We start from the raw sequence: 20087 nt of genomic DNA on the forward strand, positions 1-20087 counted from the left end.
TCAAACGATGCGGCCTTTTCGTGGGAGGGTTATTTGTCTGGATGAGCAGCCTGGAGCTTTTTCGCCATTTGCAGATGTTTCTCCAGCGCCGGCAGCATTTTCTGCGCGAACCCTTTCAGATCAGTGGCGCCTTTGGTTTTGTCGTCCGTTACGGTGTTGGCTTCTTTCTTGAACAGCTCAATGGTGTCTTCATGGGCTTTCACCTGATTGTTGGCGTAGGCCGCGTCGAAAGATTCATCGCGCAAGTCGAGGATTTTCTCTTTCGCCTGTTTGACTATCGTCGTGCTGTCCGGTACCTCGATGTCGTGCTTTTTCGCCAGCGCCGCCAGTTCATCGTTGGCCTTGGAATGGTCGGTGATCATCATGTTGGCGAATGCCTTGATGTCCGCCGATGAGCTTTTTTCCAGGGCCAATCGGCTCGTTTCGACTTCCGCGATACCACCCGCGGCCGCCTTGTCGACGAAGTCATTGGAAGTGGCAGCGAAAGCCGTGCCCATGCTGGTGCTCAAGGCAACGGCCAACGTGAGGTGGCGCAGGGTAAATCCGTCCATTGGTTATTCTCCACACAGGTTTTCATGGGCGATCGATTGATCGTTAACCTGTGGATGCCGACGAGCGGGCAAAGGTTTTATTGCGTTTACGGCAGGGCGACGAACGGGCACCGCTGGTCTGATAGGCGGTCGACAGAACGGGCTAACCGAGGCCATTCTGATAGTTGGTGAACGCCATTGATCGCGTTTGCCTCCGATCAACAAACGGAGGTGTTCCATGCCGGTGCCACACGACCTTTATCAGGATCTCAAACTTTCAAAGGAAGATATCCAGCAAAAACGCACCAAGGATCCATTACTGGATTCACTGATCAACAAGTATTCACAGGCGGATGCTGAGGTCGTAAAGGCCGAAACCGCCAAATCGGATGCGCCCAGCGATGACGCATTGAAGAAACTCAAGGAGAAGCGCGTGCAGGTTAAGCAAAAGATCGTTGATCGGCTCCAGACGCCGTCCTGACGCGCCCTGTCTGGTCACCGACGATCGGTGACTGAAAAATTGGAACGGCGATAAATACCGGCACCTCGAATGTTCAGGGTCCGAATCTACGGCTCCATGCGAGGTGCCCCATGAATCCAGGATTCGCCAGCTGCTACATTATTGAGCTTACTTTTGTAACGCCGTACTGAGTGGTAAACGCGCCATGTGTCTGGCCTTCAACGACCCGAAATACAACCAGTCTCCATACTCGCGAACGGTGGTGATCGGCGAATAGTTGTCGCGGCTACCGTCCTGCAAGTTGGCGATCACTTTGCCGTCCAGATCCAGGCCCAGGGCGAAGGCGCGTTTCTCCACCGGCTTAGGCAGGAAAGTCATGGCCCGCACAATCATCTTGCGCACGAATGGATGCGGCGCGGTGGCATCGAGCAAGGCATTGCGCGGCGCATAGAGCGCCACCCAGAAGCGGTCGCGACCATTGAACGCGAGGTTGTCCGGCAACCCTGGCAGGTTGTCGATGAATAGATCACGGGTGCCGGCTTTCGGCCCGCTCAACCAGTAGCGACTGATGCGATAGGCGCCCGTTTCGTTGACCAACACGAAGGCATCGTCCGGTCCCAACGTCACGCCGTTGGCGAATTCCAGCTTGTCCAGCAAGACCGCGGTCTTGCCAGTCTGGAAGTCATAACGCAGCAAGCGGCCATCGCCGCCGTGCTCGATGATCGCGTCGCCGTCACTGCCGTAGCCAAAGCGGCTGGAGGCATCGCTGAAATAGGCGTAATGCCCGGACTTGTCGATTACCACGTCGTCGGTGAAACCGAAGGGCACGCCGTTGGCGGCTGTGGTCAATGGAATCAACCGGCCCTGGACATCCAGTGACAGCAAGCCCTTGACTCCGTCGGCAATCACCAGCATCCCGTTGGGATGACGGGCCAGCCCCAAGGGTCTGCCGCCCGTATCGGCCAGGACCTTGGTGACCTTGCCGTCGAGGCTGGTACGGATCAATCGGCCGTCATGCAAACCCGTGATGAGCGCGTCTTCCTCCAGCAGCAACGCTTCCGGGCCGTCGATATCAGCGGCGCCAACGCGCTCCACACCTTTGAGGCGCTGATTGTCGGCATAGATGCCGCTGGTGAGGGAGGGCGCCGGTGACGGTGTCCAGGCCACCGGTTGTACCTTGGTCGGCATCAGTAGCAGAAAGGCGCCGATGGCAATGATCAGCAGCAATACCATATGGCGAAACCTGGCGGTTCGACTCACGCGCTGACTCCTGCCGGGGCCCACTGTTTTTGCGCCAGCTCGCGCAATGTCAGCATCGAAGCTGCCGATTCACGATCGATGCGGCGCTTGAGCAGCAGTCGATTGGCAATGCGCATCGCCAGGCTGCTGAACTGATACTCCAGGGTGCGGACAAAGCGTGTGCTATCGCCTCGGGCCTCGCATTCGTAAGTCACCACCAAAGACAACCCGTGATCGTCATGGGCCCAGGCACTCCAGCGGCGTCCTGGCAGGTATTCGTTAACCTCCCAGTGCAGGTGTCCCTCACGCCCGCCGGCCTTGATGTCTTCCTCGAACCGCCCACCGGCCTGCAGCGGACCGCTCTGGCCATTGACCTTCAGAGACGAGGGATGCCACTCCGGCCAACGGGTCACGGTGCAGGCATAGGCGAGCACGTCAATCGGGTCTCCAGCAATGTCGATGTGATGCTGCATGCAGGTCATGGGCGTTCTCGTCGAGTGCAGGTCAGTCGGCTCCGGTTCCCAATAGAGGGTGCCGAACAGGTAGTCCATCAGCGGCAAAACGATGTTGAAATTGCGCTCCTGCATCAGCTCACGACGGTGATGCAGTTCATGCAGGCGGCGCATCTGGCAGATCCACGGCAACCGTGTGAGGAGGTTTTCCGGCGGCAGGTGCTCGCAGGCATGGAACACTTCGTAGGCCAGGTAGCCGAGGACCAGGCAGCCGCCGATCAACCCGGCGACGTTGGCATCGAACTGCTTGAACAGCCACCAGACGGGCAGGGTGATGACGAGCGTGTGCAACACGATCAGCCAGGCTGGAAACAGAATCACCCGCCAGTCTCGCGCCGTTTCGTAGGTCATGTGTCCAGGGGCGAAAAAGCTGTGATGGTCGCCGGCATGGCGGGCATAGAACATTCGCGCGAAGTTCTTTTTGTGATGTCCCAAGTGCCGATGGGCCATGTACACGCCGAAGTTGAAAAACAACAACGTCAACGGCACCGCCAGCCATTGCAGTGGCTGAACCTGGTGCACCGTGCTCCAGAATCCGCCGATGGCCAGCAAGCCGAACAGCAGCACAAAAGTGCCGTGCAGCCATGGGTTGTAGAGCGGATGAATTGCAGCGCGGTAGCGGGCGCGGAATGCTTCGGTGGTCTGCCTCACTGCAATCACCTGTCGTTATTGTTATCTCCAGCAGATTAGACGATCCCGGCGTTTTGGCTGGCCCAACCTTGAGGACACAACCGCCATGCTTCGGTGTAAACCGGATTCAGGTCAGCGGGTTCCAGCGTTGCGACCAGTCATCGTCGGATTTGATCACTTCGCGCAGCAGGTCGAAGGCTTGTTGCAGGGTCGCCGAGTCGCGGTCGCGGGAGTAAACCAGATAGGTCGGGTAGCTGAATTCGGGGGCTTTGGGCACTTGCTCCAGCACACCGCTTTGCAGATAACTCTGGACCACCCGAGTGCGAAAGTAGCCGCTGCCGCCGTTTTCCAGAATGTACTGCAAGCCCAGTGGGCCAAGGTTGAAGCTCAGCGCGGCTTTGGCTTTTTCCGGCAGGGCTGCATCGTGTTGACGGCGAAAGTCCGGGCCCCAGTCGATGTACACGTAGGGATCAGGTCGTGCGGCCAGGCGGATGAGGACCAGTTTTTCTTCCAGCACCTGTTCGACTTGCAAGCGTGGCCAATACTCGGGCTGGTAAACCAGCGCCGCATCCAGCACCCCCAGTTCCAGCTGGCGCAGCAGGTTTTCACCGTCACGGATTTCCATGCGCAGGGCGTGGCTGGGGATCTTCTCGCGTAGCGCGCCGGCCCAACTGAGCATCAGCGGATTGCACAGGCTGACCTCGCCACCGATGTGCAACACGTCGCGATAACCCTCGGGCAACGGCAAGTCCCGGCGCGCCGCTTCCCAGGTTTCGACCAGTTGATTGGCGTAGACCACGAAGGCTTCACCGTTCGGCGTCAGACGCGCACCGGCGCGGTTGCGCACGAACAGGGTGCTCCCGAGTTGGCTTTCCAGTTTTTGCACGCGCGCGGTGATCGCGGTCTGGGTGACGTGGAGTTTTTCGGCGGCTGCGGCAAGGCTGCCGTGGCGGACGATTTCCAGAAAGGTGCGGGCGAGATCGATATCCATGGGGCGGCCGGTGCGGGAGGTGCGCCATTGTAAGAGCACCGCTCACCTGTGGCGAGGGAGCTTGCTCCCGCTGGGGCGCGAAGCGGCCCCAAAACCTGTCGCCACGATTTTCCAGATACGCTCCCGTCGGATGGTTTACGGCTGCTGCGCATCCGAACGGGAGCAAGCTCCCTCGCCACAGTTTCCCCTTTCACTTGGCTATTCGTTCAAAACGCAAAACACGAACAACCAAACGCTCCCCAGAAACCGGCGAAATCGCTGACCGGCGCCGACGACAGCCGCGCCCGTTCATGACGATGCGCATGCACCGCGCAAGCCCCGACACATTGATGAACCTGCGCCGTCAGCGGCGCCACGGGTTTCCAATGGCCCGGCACTTTGGCAACGGGCGACCACTCCGGTACCACCGGGACGGGAGGCGGCCCGAGTTTTTCAAACTCGACGCTGCCGTAGACAATCTTGCCGTCAACGATGGTCAGGACCGATTCGATCCATTTGACCGCTTCATCCTCGATGTGGAAATAGTCCGCCGACAGCGCAATCAGGTCCGCGAGTTGCCCGACCTTGATCTGGCCTTTTTTACCCTGCTCGGAGGAAAACCAGGCGCTGCCGTGGGTGAAGAGTTCCAGCGCGGTATCGCGGCTCAAGCCTTGCGGGTACAGCGCCAGACCACCGACGGTGCGACCGCTGATCAGCCAGTACAGCGAAGTCCAGGGGTTGTAGCTGGAAACGCGTGTGGCATCGGTGCCGGCACCGACCGGTATGCCTTCGGCGAGCATACGAGCGATGGGCGGGGTGGCTTCGGCAGCCTTGGCGCCGTAACGGTCGACGAAGTACTCGCCCTGGAAGGCCATGCGGTCCTGGATCGCGATGCCGCCACCCAAGGCTTTGACTCGTTCGATGTTCTGCGGGGTGATGGTTTCGGCGTGATCGAAGAACCACGGCAAACCGTCGAACGGAATGTCGCGATTAACCTTCTCGAACACGTCGAGCATGCGGCTGATGGACTCGTTGTACGTGGCGTGCAAACGGAACGGCCAGCGCTGCTCCACCAGATGGCGGACCACCGGTTCCAGTTCCTGTTCCATGGTTTGCGGCAGATCGGGGCGGGGTTCGAGAAAGTCCTCGAAGTCGGCCGCCGAGAACACCAGCATTTCCCCGGCACCGTTGTGCCGTAGAAAATCATCGCCCTGACCGTAGTGGGAGCTGCTGGTCCAGTTCTTGAAATCGGTCAGTTCTTCCTTGGGTTTCTGGGTGAACAGGTTGTAGGCGATCCGCACTGTGAGCTGTTGGTCTTTGGCCAGTTGCTGGATGACTTGATAGTCGTCCGGATAATTCTGATAACCGCCGCCAGCATCGATGGCGCTGGTGACACCCAGGCGGTTGAGTTCACGCATGAACTGACGGGTCGAATTGACCTGGTATTCCAGCGGCAGTTTCGGTCCCTTGGCCAGGGTCGAGTAGAGAATCATCGCGTTGGGGCGGGCGATCAGCATGCCCGTCGGGTCGCCATTGGCATCACGCTGGATTTCGCCACCCGGCGGATTTGGCGTATCGCGGGTATAGCCGACCACCTTCAACGCGGCGCGGTTGAGCAGGGCACGGTCGTAGAGATGCAGGACGAACACCGGGGTATCCGGCGCGGCCTTGTTCAGTTCGTCAATCGTCGGCAGGCGTTTTTCGGCGAACTGGAACTCGTTCCAGCCACCGACCACCCGCACCCATTGCGGCGTGGGCGTGCGGTCGGCCTGATCCTTGAGCATGCGCAGCGCGTCGACCAGTGAGGGCACGCCTTCCCAGCGCAGTTCAAGGTTGTAGTTGAGGCCACCACGGATCAGGTGCAGGTGCGAGTCGTTAAGGCCGGGAATCACCGTGCGACCGTGCAGGTCGACAATTTGTGTGCCGGGGCCTTGCAGGGCCATGGCCTGGGCGTCGCTGCCAACCACCACGAAGCGTCCGTCCTTGATCGCGACGGCACTGGCCTGAGGTTTCTTGCGATCGACGGTGTGCAGGCGGCCGTTGTACAGGATGAGGTCGGCGGGGGCGTCGGGCATGGTTTTACTCCCTGCGATTAGCGGGCTGATCCAGGCACCGACGGCGCCTGCCGTAAGGCCTTGCAGTACACGTCGGCGGTTAAATCCGTCGTGGTCGTCAGGTGGGCTCATGGGCAGTGCTCCGCGCAAAGGTTCTTGATAAAAAAGCGAGGCAAGCAGCCGATGTCTGACGCATGCGGCCAGAAGGAATATAGACGGCAAATCCACAGGTAGCCGTTTTCCAATGGCGAAAAACGACGAATCCCGCCACGAGGGGCGGGATTCGTTTGCAGCCAGGCGTGCCCCCGAAGGTCGGGGGCGGCACGCTTAGGCCGGGAACAGCTCGGACAGTTTCATGGCCAGCATCATGTCGCCTTCGGCGCGCAGCTTGCCACCCATGAAGGCTTGCATGCCGTCGGTTTCGCCGCTGACGATGCCTTCCAGGGTTTCGCCGTCCATCACCAGAGTCACCTGGGCATCCGGGTTTTCGCCTTCCTGGAGCTCGCAGGTGCTGTCCTTGACGATCAGCGAGAAATTCTTGGTGTCGTCGATGCGGAAACCGAATACCAGGTCCAGACCGGCAGCAGCGGCTGGGTTGAACTTGGCTTTCATTGCTTGTACGGCGTCAGCTACGGAGGTCATGGTTCGATCCTTTCTTGGGTAATTAGAGCTGGGTGAATACAGCCAGGGTCACAATAGTCCGGACTCAGCGAAACGTGATGAGATCCGGGGTCTTCAACAGTTGCAGGTGCGCATGACTATTGAAAGAAGACAGAGCCACTTCGCGACCGCGAAACTTCAGCAGGTTGAGCGAGGTGTTGACGATTTGCCAGTTCAGTTCAAACGCCTGCTTGGCGGGCATTTGCGTAATGAGATGGAGCAGGGCCGTGATAGTGCCGCCGGAGGTGAACACGGCGATTTTCTGGGTGTTGTCGGCGCTTTCGAGGATCCGCTGCAGACCGGCCTGCACCCGTTCGACAAATCCCAGCCAGCTTTCCAGGCCCGGTGTGTCATAGGTGCCGGCGAGCCAGCGTTCGATGATCAGGGCGAAGATGCGCTGGAACTCGCCGCGATTTTGCGCGGCATTGCGCAGGATGTGCAGCGCTTCGGGTTCGTCCGGTAACATCCCTGGCAGCAGCGCGCGGATCACCGCGTCGGCGTCGAACTCATTGAACGCGGAATCGATTTCCAGGACGGGAACCGACAGGCCTGCCGCAGCGAACTGTTCCAGCGCGCTGTTGGCCGTGTGCTGCTGGCGGCGCAGGTCGCCCGAGAGGCAGCGATCGAAGCTGATGCCCAGCTCGGCGAGGTGCTGGCCGAGGACTTCTGCCTGGCGAACACCGGTCGGCGACAGGACGTCATAGTCGTCTGCACCAAAGGAGGCCTGGCCATGTCGAATCAAGTAGATACTGCCCACGTCCGCGTCATCCCGGTACGTTGAAGGTTCGGCGAGGTTATGAGGATGACGGTAAGCTGTCAATGAAAAAACATACGCTTGTTTGAAATGCCCGATACAGGGCTGTTGCCAGAGGTTTCACGGCTGGCCGCCAGGGCGGCGCATGGGTATGCTGGAGGCATCCCGCGCGCGTTCATGCAGCGCATCGTATTAAAGGAGTCCCTGTGGAGTTTTTTGCCGAGTACGCAGTTTTTCTGGCTAAGACCGTGACACTGGTGATCGCCATTCTGGTGGTCCTGGCCAGTTTCGCGGCGTTGCGCAGCAAAGGTCGACGCAAGTCGGTCGGCCAGTTGCAAGTCAGCAAACTCAATGATTTCTACAAAGGACTGCGTGAACGCCTGGAGCAAACCTTGCTCGACAAGGAACAGCTCAAGGCCTTGCGCAAGGTCGAAGCCAAATCCGAGAAAAAGCAAAAGAAGAAAACCGAAGCCAAGCCACGGGTGTTTGTGCTGGATTTCGACGGCGACATCAAGGCCTCGGCCACTGAAAGCCTGCGCCATGAAATCACCGCGCTGCTGACCCTCGCCACGCCCAAGGATGAAGTGGTGCTGCGCCTGGAAAGCGGCGGCGGCATGGTTCACAGCTACGGCCTGGCGTCCTCGCAACTGGCGCGTATCCGGGATGCCGGCGTGCCGTTGACCGTGTGCATCGACAAGGTCGCGGCCAGCGGCGGCTACATGATGGCGTGCATCGGCGAGAAGATTATCAGCGCGCCGTTCGCGATTCTCGGCTCGATTGGTGTTGTGGCGCAGTTGCCTAACGTCAACCGTCTGCTGAAAAAGCACGACATCGACTTCGAAGTGCTGACCGCCGGCGAGTACAAGCGCACGCTGACGGTGTTTGGCGAAAACACCGAGAAGGGCCGCGAGAAGTTCCAGGAAGACCTGGACATCACTCACCAGTTGTTCAAGAACTTCGTTTCGCGCTATCGCCCGCAACTGGCCATCGACGAAGTGGCCACCGGCGAAATCTGGCTCGGTATCGCCGCGCTGGACAAGCAACTGGTGGACGAACTCAAGACCAGCGATGAATACCTCGCCGAACGAGCGAAGAAGTCCGAGCTGTACCACTTGCACTACGCCGAACGCAAAAGCCTGCAAGAGCGCATCGGCATGGCGGCCAGTGGCTCGGTCGATCGTGTGCTGCTGAGCTGGTGGAGCCGGTTGACCCAGCAACGCTTCTGGTAATACTCGACAAGCATCACCGTAAAAAAAATGAAACCGTGGATTCTTCCCCGGTTTCATTTTTTTTGGGCGGGTTTCAAGTCCATCCACTTTCCTTACGGTGTTTGAGAATTTTCCTGGGATCTGTGTCGATCGCTCCCGCTTCCGGTTGATCCGTGGTCAGTTAGGCTGGTGTTCCTGAAATGCTTGCAATGGAATGCGCCATGATCGACCACCCTCAAAAAGCCGACGATGTACCGACCTCTCCCGGCATGCGCCAAGTGCTGAAGTCCGCCATGGATGCTGCGCTGCCGCTCACTCCCAGCCAGTTTTGCGAACACCTGATCAAAGAAAAGTGGGGTCATGATATTGATCCCGCCACCGCACAGCTGGTGACCCTCGATTACGACTACAAGGGGCATCCCGCGCAAAACGGCATCCACCAGGGACGGGTGGCGAGTGCCATGTCGCTGGTGCAGGTGCTGATTTCCAACTATCAAACCGTGGGTGACGGGGGCTTCGGTGAAACAGCGTTTGGGTTGTATACGCCGCCTGACATCGGGCCATCCATACAGATCGTGGAGCACGTCGACGAGTTTGCCGATAGTGGCGATGGCAACCACGACAGTTATGAAGGCCTCTATCGCCGAAACGTCGGGCAAATCTTCGGGCCAGCCAACCAGATCGCCGTGCGACCGGCGGACTTCAAAAAGTGGGTCTGGGAGCTGGCTCTCAAGGATCTGTATCAGGCCTATCTTGATCAAGCCTGGCCATCGGACGAAGTGATCGTCGCACCTGCCCCCCATGCACTGAAAACCTCGGCCAAAGCCGCCTTCGTCATGGCCGCTTTACTGCAGCGGGGTGAGAGCAGTCTGGACACGGAAGGGCTCGCACTGGCCTTGCAGGCGGCAGGGCTGCCGTCGGATCAGGCATGGGCAACGCTCACATTCGAACAATTACAGGCACCCACCAGGGTGCCTGCGATGCTTGTTACGGGACGCTTGAAGCTTTATCGCTACACCTCGAAAGACATCTGGGGCTTCCGTGAACCTGGCGGCAGGATTCTGTTGTACATCCCCGGTAACTCGTCGCCCCTGCATGCGTTTGAAGACTCCGGGCAATTGCACCAGTGGGTTGTAGAGCAGGGCAGGCGTGACGATACGAAACAGGCCTTGGCCGCTCACTTCGCCGAGGATGATCGCAAGGACGGCACTTTCCATGCCGGTGTGTTGACGGCGCTGGACGGCATGGCGGTCTACCCGAGGGAGCACCGGCTGACCAAAGAGGCGGGGTTTTTCAACGATGACGGCTTTTGGGAGCCTGCCCGATACATCGGCTTCGATGATTCGCCATCAGGCACCGATCCGTTTGCCCAGTTGGTCCTGACCATGAAGGAGGCCTCCCTGGCCGGGGTCAACACCATTCGTGACGATGCGCAGGTCAACCGGGATAACTTGAGTGCCGTCACCGAACCGGTTGTGCAATGGATCAACCGTTTCGGTCCTTTGGCGTTGTTCGTGCCCGGCGGAGAAGGGTTGTTGGTGCTGGCCGGTATCATCGATGCCGGGTATGGCCTTGATCAGGTCGTCAACGGTGCGACATCGAGCGATAGAGCGGCGGGCGTGACGCGCACGGTATTTGGCTTGCTTAATGCGCTGCCGCTGGCCGGCGCAGGTGCGGCGCTCAAGGGTGAAGCGGCCGAGGCCGGTGCCATTGCCGAGAGCGCTCGCGAACCTGGCGCAGCGCCGGGGGAGGAGGTTGCCAGACCGACGCCGGACCAGGCCGTTGCTCCGGCTGCCGAATTACCCAACCGGGTGCCGTCGACCCGCTTGGAGCTTCTGCGCGGACTCGGCCCGTCGGTGGCGTCTTTCAGCGATGAAATGCTGGCGCAGATCGCCAAGGTCAGTGCTGTCGATGATGACATGCTGCGACTGATGCAGGTCGGGCGTCCGCCGACGCCTTTGCTGGCCGATACCATCAGCCGTTTCAGGATCGATCAGGAACTCGAGCAAGCCGCTGTGGCCCAGGGCGAGCGAGTCGAACAGTTCAACAGCCGTTACGAAGCGCTTCAGCACTCGGAACATGCACCGGTCCGGTTGTTTCAACGCCAATACCCCGGCCTGCCCAAAAGCGCCATTGAGCAAATGCTCGACCGTTATGGCGTGGATATCCAGAGCCCTTCCGACGCGGTCCAGGTTCGGCAGATGTTCAACCGTCTCGACAGCAAGGCCCAGCAATACCAACAGCATGTACGGCTCAATCGTGCGTATGAGGGGGTGTACCTTCCCTCGGTGGTCAACCCGGCGTCCGACACGCTGGCCCTGCATTCCCTCAAAAATCTGCCCGGATGGCCAAAGAACCTTCGTATCGAAATCCAGGACGGTTCCCTCGCAAGCCGCGTTCTGGACCGTAGCGGTGCGTTTGACGCCACCGATGTTCGACGGTTGATCAAGGTGGAGAGCCGTTACCTGAGTCGCGGTGTGCAAACGGACTTTTATGCGGCACTCCTTGACGTTCTGTCCGTGGACGAACGCGAGGCGCTGCAACTTTCATCGCTTGATCCAGCCCACGAACTGCGGCTGAAACTCGGTGATCGGGCAATGCAGCGTTCGGAATTCATGCTCGGTCTGGGCAGGATGGATTCCGGCCTGCCCTTCGAGGCGCAAGGGCTGCGTGGTGGCGGCTTCCCTGGTACGCCTCAGGCCGAAGAGCTGACGCACGAGATGATGAGGTTGCAGCTCAAGGAGCTTTATCCGGATTTCTCGGATGCCGAGGCCGATGAAGTCCTACTGCGTAGCGGTGGCAGGGCCCAGGCTCATATCGACGCGCTGAAGCAGGCGTTTCAACAATTGCACATCGACCTGAGCGGCTGGATCGATCAGGTGGCGCAAGACATTGTGGAAATGGACATTCCCTTCCTGAACGAAGCTGACAACGAGGCACAGGGGCTGACTGAAGAGCAGATTGAAGTACATAACGAGAACATGGTTCAGAGCGCCATGGACTACGAACGTGAAACCAGGATCGAGCTGGCTGACGAGCTGATCACCCTCTGGCGAAAGCGGGCATCGCAAGATCAGCGCATCTATTCAGGCGAACAGCTTGTCGGGTTCAAGCTCGACATGGCGGGCGAGGACTATCATCGATTGCCGGTGATGAACATCCGGTTCAACGATGTCGTCGAGTTGTCGATGCCGCACTTCCATGTGACCGAGCGTGAAACCTTGAATGGGTTCCTCGAGTGTTTCCCCAATCTGCAGACCTTGAATCTTGAGGGTGTCGAGTTGACCCAATTCGACCCCGAGGGTGAGGTGCAGGCTGTTCTGCCGACGGCCATGTTCAGCCTGACTCATCTCACGTCGCTGAATCTCCGGGCCACCGGCCTGGTCTTCACCGAAGAGACGGCATCACAGCTGAGCGGGTTGGCCAGGCTTCAAACGCTGGACCTGAGTGAAAACCCCTTGGGCATACCCCCCATGTTGCTCGGGATGAATGACTTGCGTCGGCTGAACCTGAGCGACACCCGGATTACCCGGTGCCCGATCGGCATCAGGGATGAGCCCTATATGACCTCTCTGGACTTGCGTGACAACCGGATCACCCGCGTTCCCCCCGCAGTGATAAATCAGGCCGTCTCGGTGGATCGTGTGCTGCTGGGGGGCAATCCACTGACAGACGAGGACACACTCCGCCGACTGATCAGCCATCGTGAACAAACGGGAATCAATTTATGGCTGAGCGCGCCAGGTGCTGACTATGGACAGCCGATTGTGTGGCTACGAGACTGCGATGAACCGCTGCAACAGTCCCGAAAAGCCCTTTGGCAGCGGCTGGTAGACAAACCCTCCGGTACGCGGTTCTTAAGCGCAATCGACAGGCTGAGCCTGACCGCCGACTTTCAGGTCAGCTATTTGTCGCTTCAGGCGCGAGTCTGGCGACTTTTGGAGGCGGCAGATGCTTCGGACGAAGTATTGAGTCGATTGAGCGCAGTGCTAGGCCGGCTTGAAAACCCATGGGTGGCGTTCAGGGCATTGGAACAGCGCGCAGGTTTTTGAACGGATTTGTTCGTGGCGTGACTGTACTAGGAGGGAGCCTTGAACCCCGCGAAGGGGTTCAAGGTTTGACGATCAGCGGCGACGGAACAGCGGCAGCGGTTCGTCGGTGGCGGCCTGATAGGTCACCGAGAAGTCCCTGAGACCTTCCAGGGCTTCGTACGGGTCTTTATCGGCGCGAATCGCAAAAGCGTCGAAACCGCAGCGGTGCAGGTAGAACAGCTGGTCGCGCAGCACATCGCCAATCGCTCGCAGTTCACCTTTGAAACCATAACGGTCACGCAGCAGGCGGGCGTTGGAGTAATTGCGACCATCAGTGAAAGCTGGGAAATTCAGGGCGATCACCTGGAAATTTTCCACGTCGTCCCCGATTTCTTCCGCTTCTTCATCGGCATCCAGCCACACGCCCAAACCGCCATCGCGGGCCTTGAGCATACGGCTGTGTTCGCGCCACAGCTGCAAAGGGACGATGTAGTCGTCGCAGTTGCTGATCTCGTCGATGTTGAAGTCCTTGGGCAGCAAGTGCCAGGTCTCGTCGACGACTTCGTTGTTCTTAATTATTCGCTGCATAGACGCGCTCCTTGAAGAGGTCGATGCCAATACGCTGATAGGTGTCGATGAAACGCTCGTCTTCGGTACGTTGTTCGATGTACACGTCGATCAGCTTTTCGATCACGTCAGGCATGGCGTCCTGGGCGAAGGACGGGCCGAGAATTTTACCCAGGCTGGCGTCGCGACTTCCGCTGCCACCCAGGGAAACCTGGTAGAACTCTTCGCCTTTCTTGTCCACCCCGAGGATGCCGATGTGGCCGACGTGGTGGTGACCACAGGCGTTCATGCAGCCGGAGATGTTCAAATCCAGTTCACCGATATCGAACAGGTAATCCAGGTCTTCGAAGCGACGCTGGATCGACTCGGCGATCGGGATCGACTTGGCGTTGGCCAGGGAGCAGAAGTCACCGCCCGGGCAGCAGATGATGTCGGTCAGCAAGCCGATGTTTGGCGTGGCGAAGCCCTGCTCACGCAACTCTCCCCACATCGCGAACAGTTGGGTCTGCTCAACGTCGGCCAGAATGATGTTCTGCTCGTGGGAGGTGCGCAGCTGACCGAAGCTGTAACGATCGGCCAGGTCGGCAACGGCATCGAGCTGCTTGTCGGTGATGTCGCCCGGTGCAACACCGGTCGGCTTCAGGGACAGGGTCACGGCCACATAACCCGGCTTCTTGTGAGCCATGGTATTGCGGGTGCGCCAGCGCGCGAAGCCCGGGTGCTCTTTATCGAGTTCGGCCAACGCCTGGGTCTGGTCGTCCAGAGCCTTGTACTCGGGGTCGACGAAGTGTTTGGCCACACGATGCACTTCGGCTTCGGTCAACGTGGTCTGGCCACCGCGAAGGTGCTCCATTTCCGCATCGACTTTTTGCGCGAAGACTTCAGGGGTCAAGGCCTTGACCAGAATCTTGATCCGCGCCTTGTACTTGTTGTCACGACGGCCGTAGCGGTTGTAGACCCGCAGGATGGCGTCGAGGTAGCTCAACAGGTCTTGCCACGGCAGGAATTCATTAATGAACGCGCCCACCACCGGGGTACGGCCCAGACCACCACCCACCAGCACACGGAAGCCCAGCTCGCCAGCGGCGTTGTGCACCGGCTCAAGGCCGATGTCATGGACTTCGATGGCCGCACGGTCGGAAGTCGAACCGTTGATGGCGATCTTGAACTTGCGCGGCAAGTAAGCGAATTCAGGGTGGAAGGTGGTCCATTGGCGGACGATCTCGCACCACGGGCGCGGATCGATCAGCTCGTCGGCAGCGACACCGGCGAACTGGTCGGTGGTGACGTTGCGCAAGCAGTTGCCGCTGGTCTGGATCGCGTGCATCTGCACGGTCGCCAGTTCGGCAAGGATGTCCGGGATGTCTTCCAGCGCCGGCCAGTTGAACTGCACGTTCTGCCGGGTGCTGATGTGGGCGTAGCCCTTGTCATAGTCGCGGGCAATTTTGGCCATCATTCGCGTCTGGCGCGAAGTCAGTTGGCCGTAAGGCACCGCCACCCGCAACATCGGCGCGAAGCGCTGGATGTAAAGGCCATTTTGCAGGCGCAGGGGGCGGAATTCTTCTTCGCTCAGCTCGCCTGCCAGATAGCGTCGGGTCTGATCACGGAACTGCTTGACGCGGTCCTCGATGATCCGCTGATCGTACTCGTCATATACGTACATATAAGTCCTGTTCTCAGGCTTGGGCCGGTCGGATCCAGTTGCGTTTTTCGCCTAGAAGTTTCCGATACTGCCTCGGCAATTCTGCGCGCACGGCCGCGCACTCCCAACGGAGCCGGGGCAAGATACCAGTTTGCAGTTATGCGCAAAAGTGATGTTTGAGTATATGTAAAGAACCAAAACGACTAATGAATACCAATTAGCCAGAACCCACATTTGTGGTGCGGGCAATCATCGTCTTAACTGTGCTCGAGTCTTTATGCAATCACCGATAAAACCGACAAGAGGCGATGCAATGAGCAACCCTACCAAAACGTCAAAACCCGATAGCACGGTCGATGCTTGGGCCATTCTGTTCCTGATCATCCTGGTCGTGGGCACAGCGGTATTTTGGGTCAGTCATCAATAACCGACCCCGTCCGGGCCCCATTCCGACGAATGTCGGGCAATAACCGGGGCAAGCGCCGTTTCCCGGGGCTTCGCTGGCGATAATGCGCGGCGAATTGCCGGGGGCTCGAACGATTAATGTGGAAGGTTTTTTACTCGTTCCTGCTGATATTCGGCGCGGTTTACGGACCCCGGCGCACGAGCGGAATCGCGTTAAACCCCGGCCAGATGCAACACCAGTTGCACGATGCCGTACAGCGTCAACGCAAACACCGCGGTGAACAAAATCCCCAGAATCACGAAATGACTGGGCTTGCCGTGAGTGAAATCCCGGGCCCGGTTCTTCCCGCTCTGCACCCCGAACGCCGCCGCCATGACGCTGTGCAGCATTTGCCAGAAAGTAGGCGGCTTGTTGTCGGCTGGATCGTCCATAAACCCCTCGTCACCAATGTGTGAGAAGTAAGCATAGACAATGTTGCAGTGATTGATCGTTCCCACGCTCTGCGTGGGAATGCAGCCCGGGACGCTCCGCGTCCCTAAAGCGGACGCAGAGCGTCCATTGAGGCATTCCCACGCAGAGCGTGGGAACGATCGGGCACTCGACCGAGTTGCCTCTATTAGTTGTCGTAACCCAGGTTCGGCGCCAGCCAGCGCTCGGTCACGCTCAGTTCCTGACCTTTGCGCGAGGTGTAGCTCTGCACCTGGTCCTTGTCGATCTTGCCCACGGCAAAATATTGCGCCTGCGGGTGAGCGAAGTACCAACCGCTGACCGCTGCCGCCGGGAACATGGCGTAGTGCTCGGTAAGGAACACGCCACTGCGGCCAGCTTTCATTTCCGAGGCCTCAGGGTCCAGCAACTTGAACAGTGTGGATTTCTCGGTGTGATCCGGGCAGGCCGGGTAGCCCGGGGCAGGGCGGATACCGGTGTATTGCTCTTTGATCAGGGCCTCGTTGTCGAGCGTCTCGTCCTTGGCGTAACCCCAGTAGTCTTTACGGACCTGCTGGTGCAGCCACTCGGCGCACGCCTCGGCCAGACGGTCGGCCAGTGCCTTGACCATGATCGAGTTGTAGTCGTCGCCGGCACCCTGATAAGCCTTGGCCACTTCTTCGGCGCCGATCCCGGCGGTGGTGATGAAACCACCCACGTAGTCGGTCACTTCGCTGTCTTTGGGTGCAACGAAATCCGCCAGGGAGAAGTTCGGTTTGCCGTCAGTCTTGATGATCTGCTGACGCAGGTGATGCAGCTTGGCAATCGGCTTGCCGTCATCGCCGTAGACTTCAATGTCATCCTCGCGCACCTGATTGGCCGGCCAGAAGCCAAACACCGCACGGGCGCTGATGAGTTTCTCGTCGATCAGCTTGGCGAGCATTTCCCGGGCGTCAGCGTACAACGCCGTGGCGGCTTCACCGACCACTTCATCCGTGAGGATGCGCGGGAATTTGCCGGCCAGGTCCCAGGAGATAAAAAACGGCGTCCAGTCGATGTATTCGGCCAACACCTTCAGGTCGATGTTCTCCAGCACCCTGGCACCGGTAAACGTCGGTTTGACCGGCTCGTAAGTGCTCCAGTCGAACTGCGGCTTCTTGGCGATGGCCGCCGGGTAGCTCAGGCGCTCGGTACGGGCGCTGCGGTTGGCGGTGCGCTCGCGGACTTCGATGTATTCCAGGCGAGTCTTCTCGATGAACGCCGGCTTCAATTCCTTGGACAGCAACTGCGTCGCCACGCCCACGGCGCGGGAAGCGTCGGTGACGTAGATCACTGCGTCGTTGCTGTATTTCGGCTCGATCTTCACGGCCGTGTGTGCTTTGGAGGTGGTCGCGCCACCGATCATCAGCGGCAGATGGAAGTCCTGGCGCTGCATCTCGCGGGCTACGTGGACCATTTCATCCAGCGAAGGGGTGATCAGGCCGGACAGGCCGATGATGTCGCACTTCTGCTCCTTGGCTACCTGCAGGATTTTCTCCGCCGGCACCATCACGCCGAGGTCGACGATGTCGTAGCCGTTACAGCCCAGCACGACGCCAACGATGTTCTTGCCGATGTCGTGCACGTCGCCTTTTACCGTGGCCATGAGGATCTTGCCCTTGGCTTCCGGTTTGTCGCCTTTTTCCAGTTCGATGAACGGGATCAAGTGGGCCACGGCCTGCTTCATCACGCGGGCGGATTTCACCACCTGCGGCAGGAACATTTTGCCGGCGCCGAACAGGTCGCCGACGATGTTCATGCCGGACATCAGCGGGCCTTCGATCACTTCGATCGGGCGGGCGAACGACTGACGGGATTCTTCGGTGTCTTCAACAATGTGCGTGGTGATGCCTTTGACCAGCGCATGCTCCAGACGCTTGTTGACGTCCCAGCCGCGCCATTCCTCGGTCTCGGCTTCCTTGACGCTGCCGTCGCCCTTGTACTTGTCGGCAATGGCGAGGAGGGCGTCAGTGCCTTCCGGGGTGCGGTTGAGCACGACGTCTTCAACGGCGTCACGCAGTTCGGCCGGGATCTGGTCGTAGATCTCCAGCTGGCCGGCGTTGACGATACCCATGGTCAGGCCGTTGCGGATCGCATACAGCAGGAACACCGAGTGAATCGCCTCGCGCACCGGGTTGTTGCCGCGGAACGAGAACGACACGTTGGACACACCACCGGAGGTCAGCGCGTACGGCAGTTCGTCACGGATGTAGGCACAGGCGTTGATGAAGTCCACAGCGTAGTTGTTGTGTTCTTCTATGCCGGTGGCGATGGCGAAGATGTTCGGGTCGAAGATGATGTCTTCCGGCGGGAAGCCGACTTCGTTGACCAGAATGTCGTAGGAGCGTTTGCAGATTTCTTTCTTGCGCGCTTCGGTGTCGGCCTGGCCGGCTTCGTCGAAGGCCATCACGACGACGGCGGCACCGTAGCGTTTGCACAGTTTGGCGTGATGAATGAACTGCTCGACGCCTTCCTTCATGCTGATGGAGTTGACGATGCCCTTGCCCTGGATGCACTTGAGGCCGGCTTCGATCACTTCCCACTTGGAGGAGTCGATCATGATCGGTACGCGGGAGATGTCCGGCTCACCGGCAATCAGATTGAGGAAGGTCACCATGGCCTTCTTCGAATCGAGCATCCCTTCGTCCATGTTGATGTCGATCACCTGGGCGCCGGCTTCGACCTGTTGCAGGGCGACTTCCAGGGCTTCGGTGTAGTTGTCTTCACGGATCAGGCGGGCGAACTTGGCGGAACCGGTGATGTTGGTCCGCTCGCCGACGTTGATGAACAACGAGTTGCGATCGATGGTGAACGGTTCCAGGCCCGACAGGCGGCAGGCCTTTGGGATGTCCGGAATTGCACGCGGCGCGTAACCGGCCACGGCGTTGGCGATGGCTTCGATGTGGCCCGGCGTGGTGCCGCAGCAGCCACCGACAATGTTGAGGAAGCCGCTTTGGGCGAATTCTTCGATGACTTTTGCGGTTTGCGCCGGCAGTTCGTCGTACTCGCCGAATTCGTTCGGCAGGCCGGCGTTCGGGTGCGCGGAAACGTGGGTGCTGGCCTTGTTCGACAGCTCTTCCAGGTAGGGGCGCAACTCGCTGGCGCCGAGAGCGCAGTTCAGGCCGACCGAGATCGGCTTGGCGTGGGCCACGGAGTTCCAGAACGCTTCGGTGGTCTGGCCGGAGAGCGTGCGGCCGGAGGCGTCGGTGATGGTGCCGGAGATCATGATCGGCAATTCGACGCCGAGTTCTTCGTACACACCTTGCACCGCGAAGATCGCCGCTTTGGCGTTCAGGGTGTCGAAAATGGTCTCGATCAGGATCAGGTCGGCGCCGCCTTCGATCAGGCCTTTGGTGGCCTCGGTGTAGTTTTCCACCAGTTCATCGAAGGTCACGTTGCGGTAGCCGGGGTTGTTCACGTCAGGCGACAGCGAGCAGGTGCGGCTGGTAGGGCCGAGCACGCCAGCCACGAAGCGTGGTTTGTCCGGGGTTTCCAGGGTTTTGGCGTCTGCGACCTTGCGCGCCAGACGCGCGCCTTCTACGTTTAGCTCGTACGCCAGGCCCTGCATGCCGTAGTCGGCCTGGGATACTTGGGTGGCGTTGAAGGTGTTGGTTTCCAGAATGTCGGCGCCGGCATCCAGGTAGGCTTTCTCGATGGCGCCAATCACGTCCGGGCGCGTCAGGATCAACAGGTCGTTGTTGCCCTTGACGTCGCTCGGCCAGTCGGCGAAGCGTTTGCCGCGGTAATCCTGCTCTTCGAGCTTGTAGCTCTGGATCATCGTGCCCATGCCGCCATCGAGAATCAGGATGCGCTCTTTGAGGGCGTGCTTGAGAGCTTGAAGGCGAACGCTGCGATCGGACATTTGGACTACTCGGTAAGGCCATGACGAAGGGGCGGAATAATAGCAAACCTGTGCGGTTTTAGAGCATGTCCCGGTTTTGCATGAATATCGCTCATGT

14 protein-coding genes are annotated in these 20087 nt (G+C 59.4%); 3 read left to right on the forward strand and 11 right to left on the reverse strand.

Translation table 11 applies throughout. From position 1 onward, the window contains the following. Positions 1-29: 29 nt before the first annotated feature. Positions 30-551 carry a DUF4142 domain-containing protein gene (locus PFAS1_RS23735; protein ID WP_076030753.1) on the reverse strand — a complete coding sequence of 174 codons (522 nt, stop codon included), beginning with the start codon at positions 549-551 and terminating at the stop codon, positions 30-32. Positions 552-768: 217 nt separating this feature from the next. Between PFAS1_RS23735 and PFAS1_RS23740 the strand changes: the two genes are divergently transcribed. Further along, positions 769-1011, forward strand: coding sequence for a DUF465 domain-containing protein (locus tag PFAS1_RS23740; RefSeq protein WP_076030754.1), 243 nt, complete (start codon positions 769-771; stop codon positions 1009-1011). A gap of 147 nt (positions 1012-1158) precedes the next feature. Here the strand turns inward: PFAS1_RS23740 and PFAS1_RS23745 are convergent, their stop codons facing one another. The 6 genes from PFAS1_RS23745 to PFAS1_RS23770 all read right to left on the reverse strand — a co-directional run bounded on the left by PFAS1_RS23745 (position 1159) and on the right by PFAS1_RS23770 (position 7812). Continuing rightward, a complete protein-coding gene (locus PFAS1_RS23745; RefSeq protein WP_418329260.1) occupies positions 1159-2223 on the reverse strand; it encodes an SMP-30/gluconolactonase/LRE family protein in 1065 nt (354 codons plus the stop codon). 23 nt (positions 2224-2246) lie between these two features. Continuing rightward, complete coding sequence (locus PFAS1_RS23750) at positions 2247-3392, reverse strand: SRPBCC family protein (protein WP_076031588.1); 1146 nt, start codon at positions 3390-3392, stop codon at positions 2247-2249. A gap of 106 nt (positions 3393-3498) precedes the next feature. Continuing rightward, on the reverse strand, positions 3499-4362 hold the full coding sequence (locus PFAS1_RS23755; RefSeq protein WP_074877605.1) for a LysR family transcriptional regulator: 864 nt from the start codon (positions 4360-4362) through the stop codon (positions 3499-3501). 206 nt (positions 4363-4568) lie between these two features. Continuing rightward, positions 4569-6416 (reverse strand): amidohydrolase, encoded by a 1848-nt coding sequence (locus PFAS1_RS23760; RefSeq protein ID WP_076030756.1) that lies wholly within the window; start codon positions 6414-6416, stop codon positions 4569-4571. Between the two features lie 306 nt (positions 6417-6722). Continuing rightward, positions 6723-7037 (reverse strand): SCP2 sterol-binding domain-containing protein, encoded by a 315-nt coding sequence (locus PFAS1_RS23765; RefSeq protein ID WP_008154977.1) that lies wholly within the window; start codon positions 7035-7037, stop codon positions 6723-6725. Between the two features lie 64 nt (positions 7038-7101). Next, the gene (locus tag PFAS1_RS23770) at positions 7102-7812 is read right to left on the reverse strand and encodes a histidine phosphatase family protein (protein ID WP_076030757.1); all 711 of its coding nucleotides are present in this window, start codon (positions 7810-7812) and stop codon (positions 7102-7104) included. A 203-nt stretch (positions 7813-8015) separates the two neighbouring features. Here PFAS1_RS23770 and sohB point away from each other — a divergent pair, with 203 nt between their 5' ends. Both sohB and PFAS1_RS23780 read left to right on the forward strand, forming a co-directional pair. Continuing rightward, the gene (sohB, locus tag PFAS1_RS23775) at positions 8016-9038 is read left to right on the forward strand and encodes a protease SohB (protein ID WP_076030758.1); all 1023 of its coding nucleotides are present in this window, start codon (positions 8016-8018) and stop codon (positions 9036-9038) included. A 200-nt stretch (positions 9039-9238) separates the two neighbouring features. Further along, entirely contained in the window at positions 9239-13069 is a 3831-nt protein-coding gene (locus PFAS1_RS23780) for a leucine-rich repeat domain-containing protein (RefSeq protein WP_076030759.1), read from the forward strand. Positions 13070-13141: 72 nt separating this feature from the next. Here the strand turns inward: PFAS1_RS23780 and PFAS1_RS23785 are convergent, their stop codons facing one another. The 4 genes from PFAS1_RS23785 to metH form a co-directional block, all read right to left on the reverse strand. After that, positions 13142-13636 carry a DUF934 domain-containing protein gene (locus PFAS1_RS23785; RefSeq protein WP_074877594.1) on the reverse strand — a complete coding sequence of 165 codons (495 nt, stop codon included), beginning with the start codon at positions 13634-13636 and terminating at the stop codon, positions 13142-13144. Then, positions 13620-15278 carry a nitrite/sulfite reductase gene (locus tag PFAS1_RS23790; protein WP_076030760.1) on the reverse strand — a complete coding sequence of 553 codons (1659 nt, stop codon included), beginning with the start codon at positions 15276-15278 and terminating at the stop codon, positions 13620-13622. Before PFAS1_RS23790 ends, PFAS1_RS23785 begins: the two co-directional genes overlap by 17 nt. 597 nt (positions 15279-15875) lie before the next feature. Then, on the reverse strand, positions 15876-16094 hold the full coding sequence (locus PFAS1_RS23795; RefSeq protein ID WP_076030761.1) for a DUF2970 domain-containing protein: 219 nt from the start codon (positions 16092-16094) through the stop codon (positions 15876-15878). Positions 16095-16279: 185 nt separating this feature from the next. Then, positions 16280-19990 (reverse strand): methionine synthase, encoded by a 3711-nt coding sequence (gene metH / locus PFAS1_RS23800; RefSeq protein ID WP_076030762.1) that lies wholly within the window; start codon positions 19988-19990, stop codon positions 16280-16282. Positions 19991-20087 lie beyond the last annotated feature (97 nt).

It is taken from the genome of Pseudomonas frederiksbergensis, from assembly GCF_001952935.1.
Classification (GTDB): Bacteria; Pseudomonadota; Gammaproteobacteria; order Pseudomonadales; family Pseudomonadaceae; genus Aquipseudomonas; species Aquipseudomonas frederiksbergensis.

Bases quoted from the DNA above. Each gene is read 5' to 3' on its own strand.
- PFAS1_RS23735 (WP_076030753.1), bottom strand. From the start codon at position 551: ATGGACGGATTTACCCTGCGCCACCTCACGTTGGCCGTTGCCTTGAGC.
- PFAS1_RS23740 (WP_076030754.1), top strand. From the start codon at position 769: ATGCCGGTGCCACACGACCTTTATCAGGATCTCAAACTTTCAAAGGAA.
- PFAS1_RS23745 (WP_418329260.1), bottom strand. From the start codon at position 2,223: ATGGTATTGCTGCTGATCATTGCCATCGGCGCCTTTCTGCTACTGATG.
- PFAS1_RS23755 (WP_074877605.1), bottom strand. From the start codon at position 4,362: ATGGATATCGATCTCGCCCGCACCTTTCTGGAAATCGTCCGCCACGGC.
- PFAS1_RS23760 (WP_076030756.1), bottom strand. From the start codon at position 6,416: ATGCCCGACGCCCCCGCCGACCTCATCCTGTACAACGGCCGCCTGCAC.
- PFAS1_RS23765 (WP_008154977.1), bottom strand. From the start codon at position 7,037: ATGACCTCCGTAGCTGACGCCGTACAAGCAATGAAAGCCAAGTTCAAC.
- PFAS1_RS23780 (WP_076030759.1), top strand. From the start codon at position 9,239: ATGATCGACCACCCTCAAAAAGCCGACGATGTACCGACCTCTCCCGGC.
- PFAS1_RS23785 (WP_074877594.1), bottom strand. From the start codon at position 13,636: ATGCAGCGAATAATTAAGAACAACGAAGTCGTCGACGAGACCTGGCAC.
- PFAS1_RS23790 (WP_076030760.1), bottom strand. From the start codon at position 15,278: ATGTACGTATATGACGAGTACGATCAGCGGATCATCGAGGACCGCGTC.
- PFAS1_RS23795 (WP_076030761.1), bottom strand. From the start codon at position 16,094: ATGGACGATCCAGCCGACAACAAGCCGCCTACTTTCTGGCAAATGCTG.
- metH (WP_076030762.1), bottom strand. From the start codon at position 19,990: ATGTCCGATCGCAGCGTTCGCCTTCAAGCTCTCAAGCACGCCCTCAAA.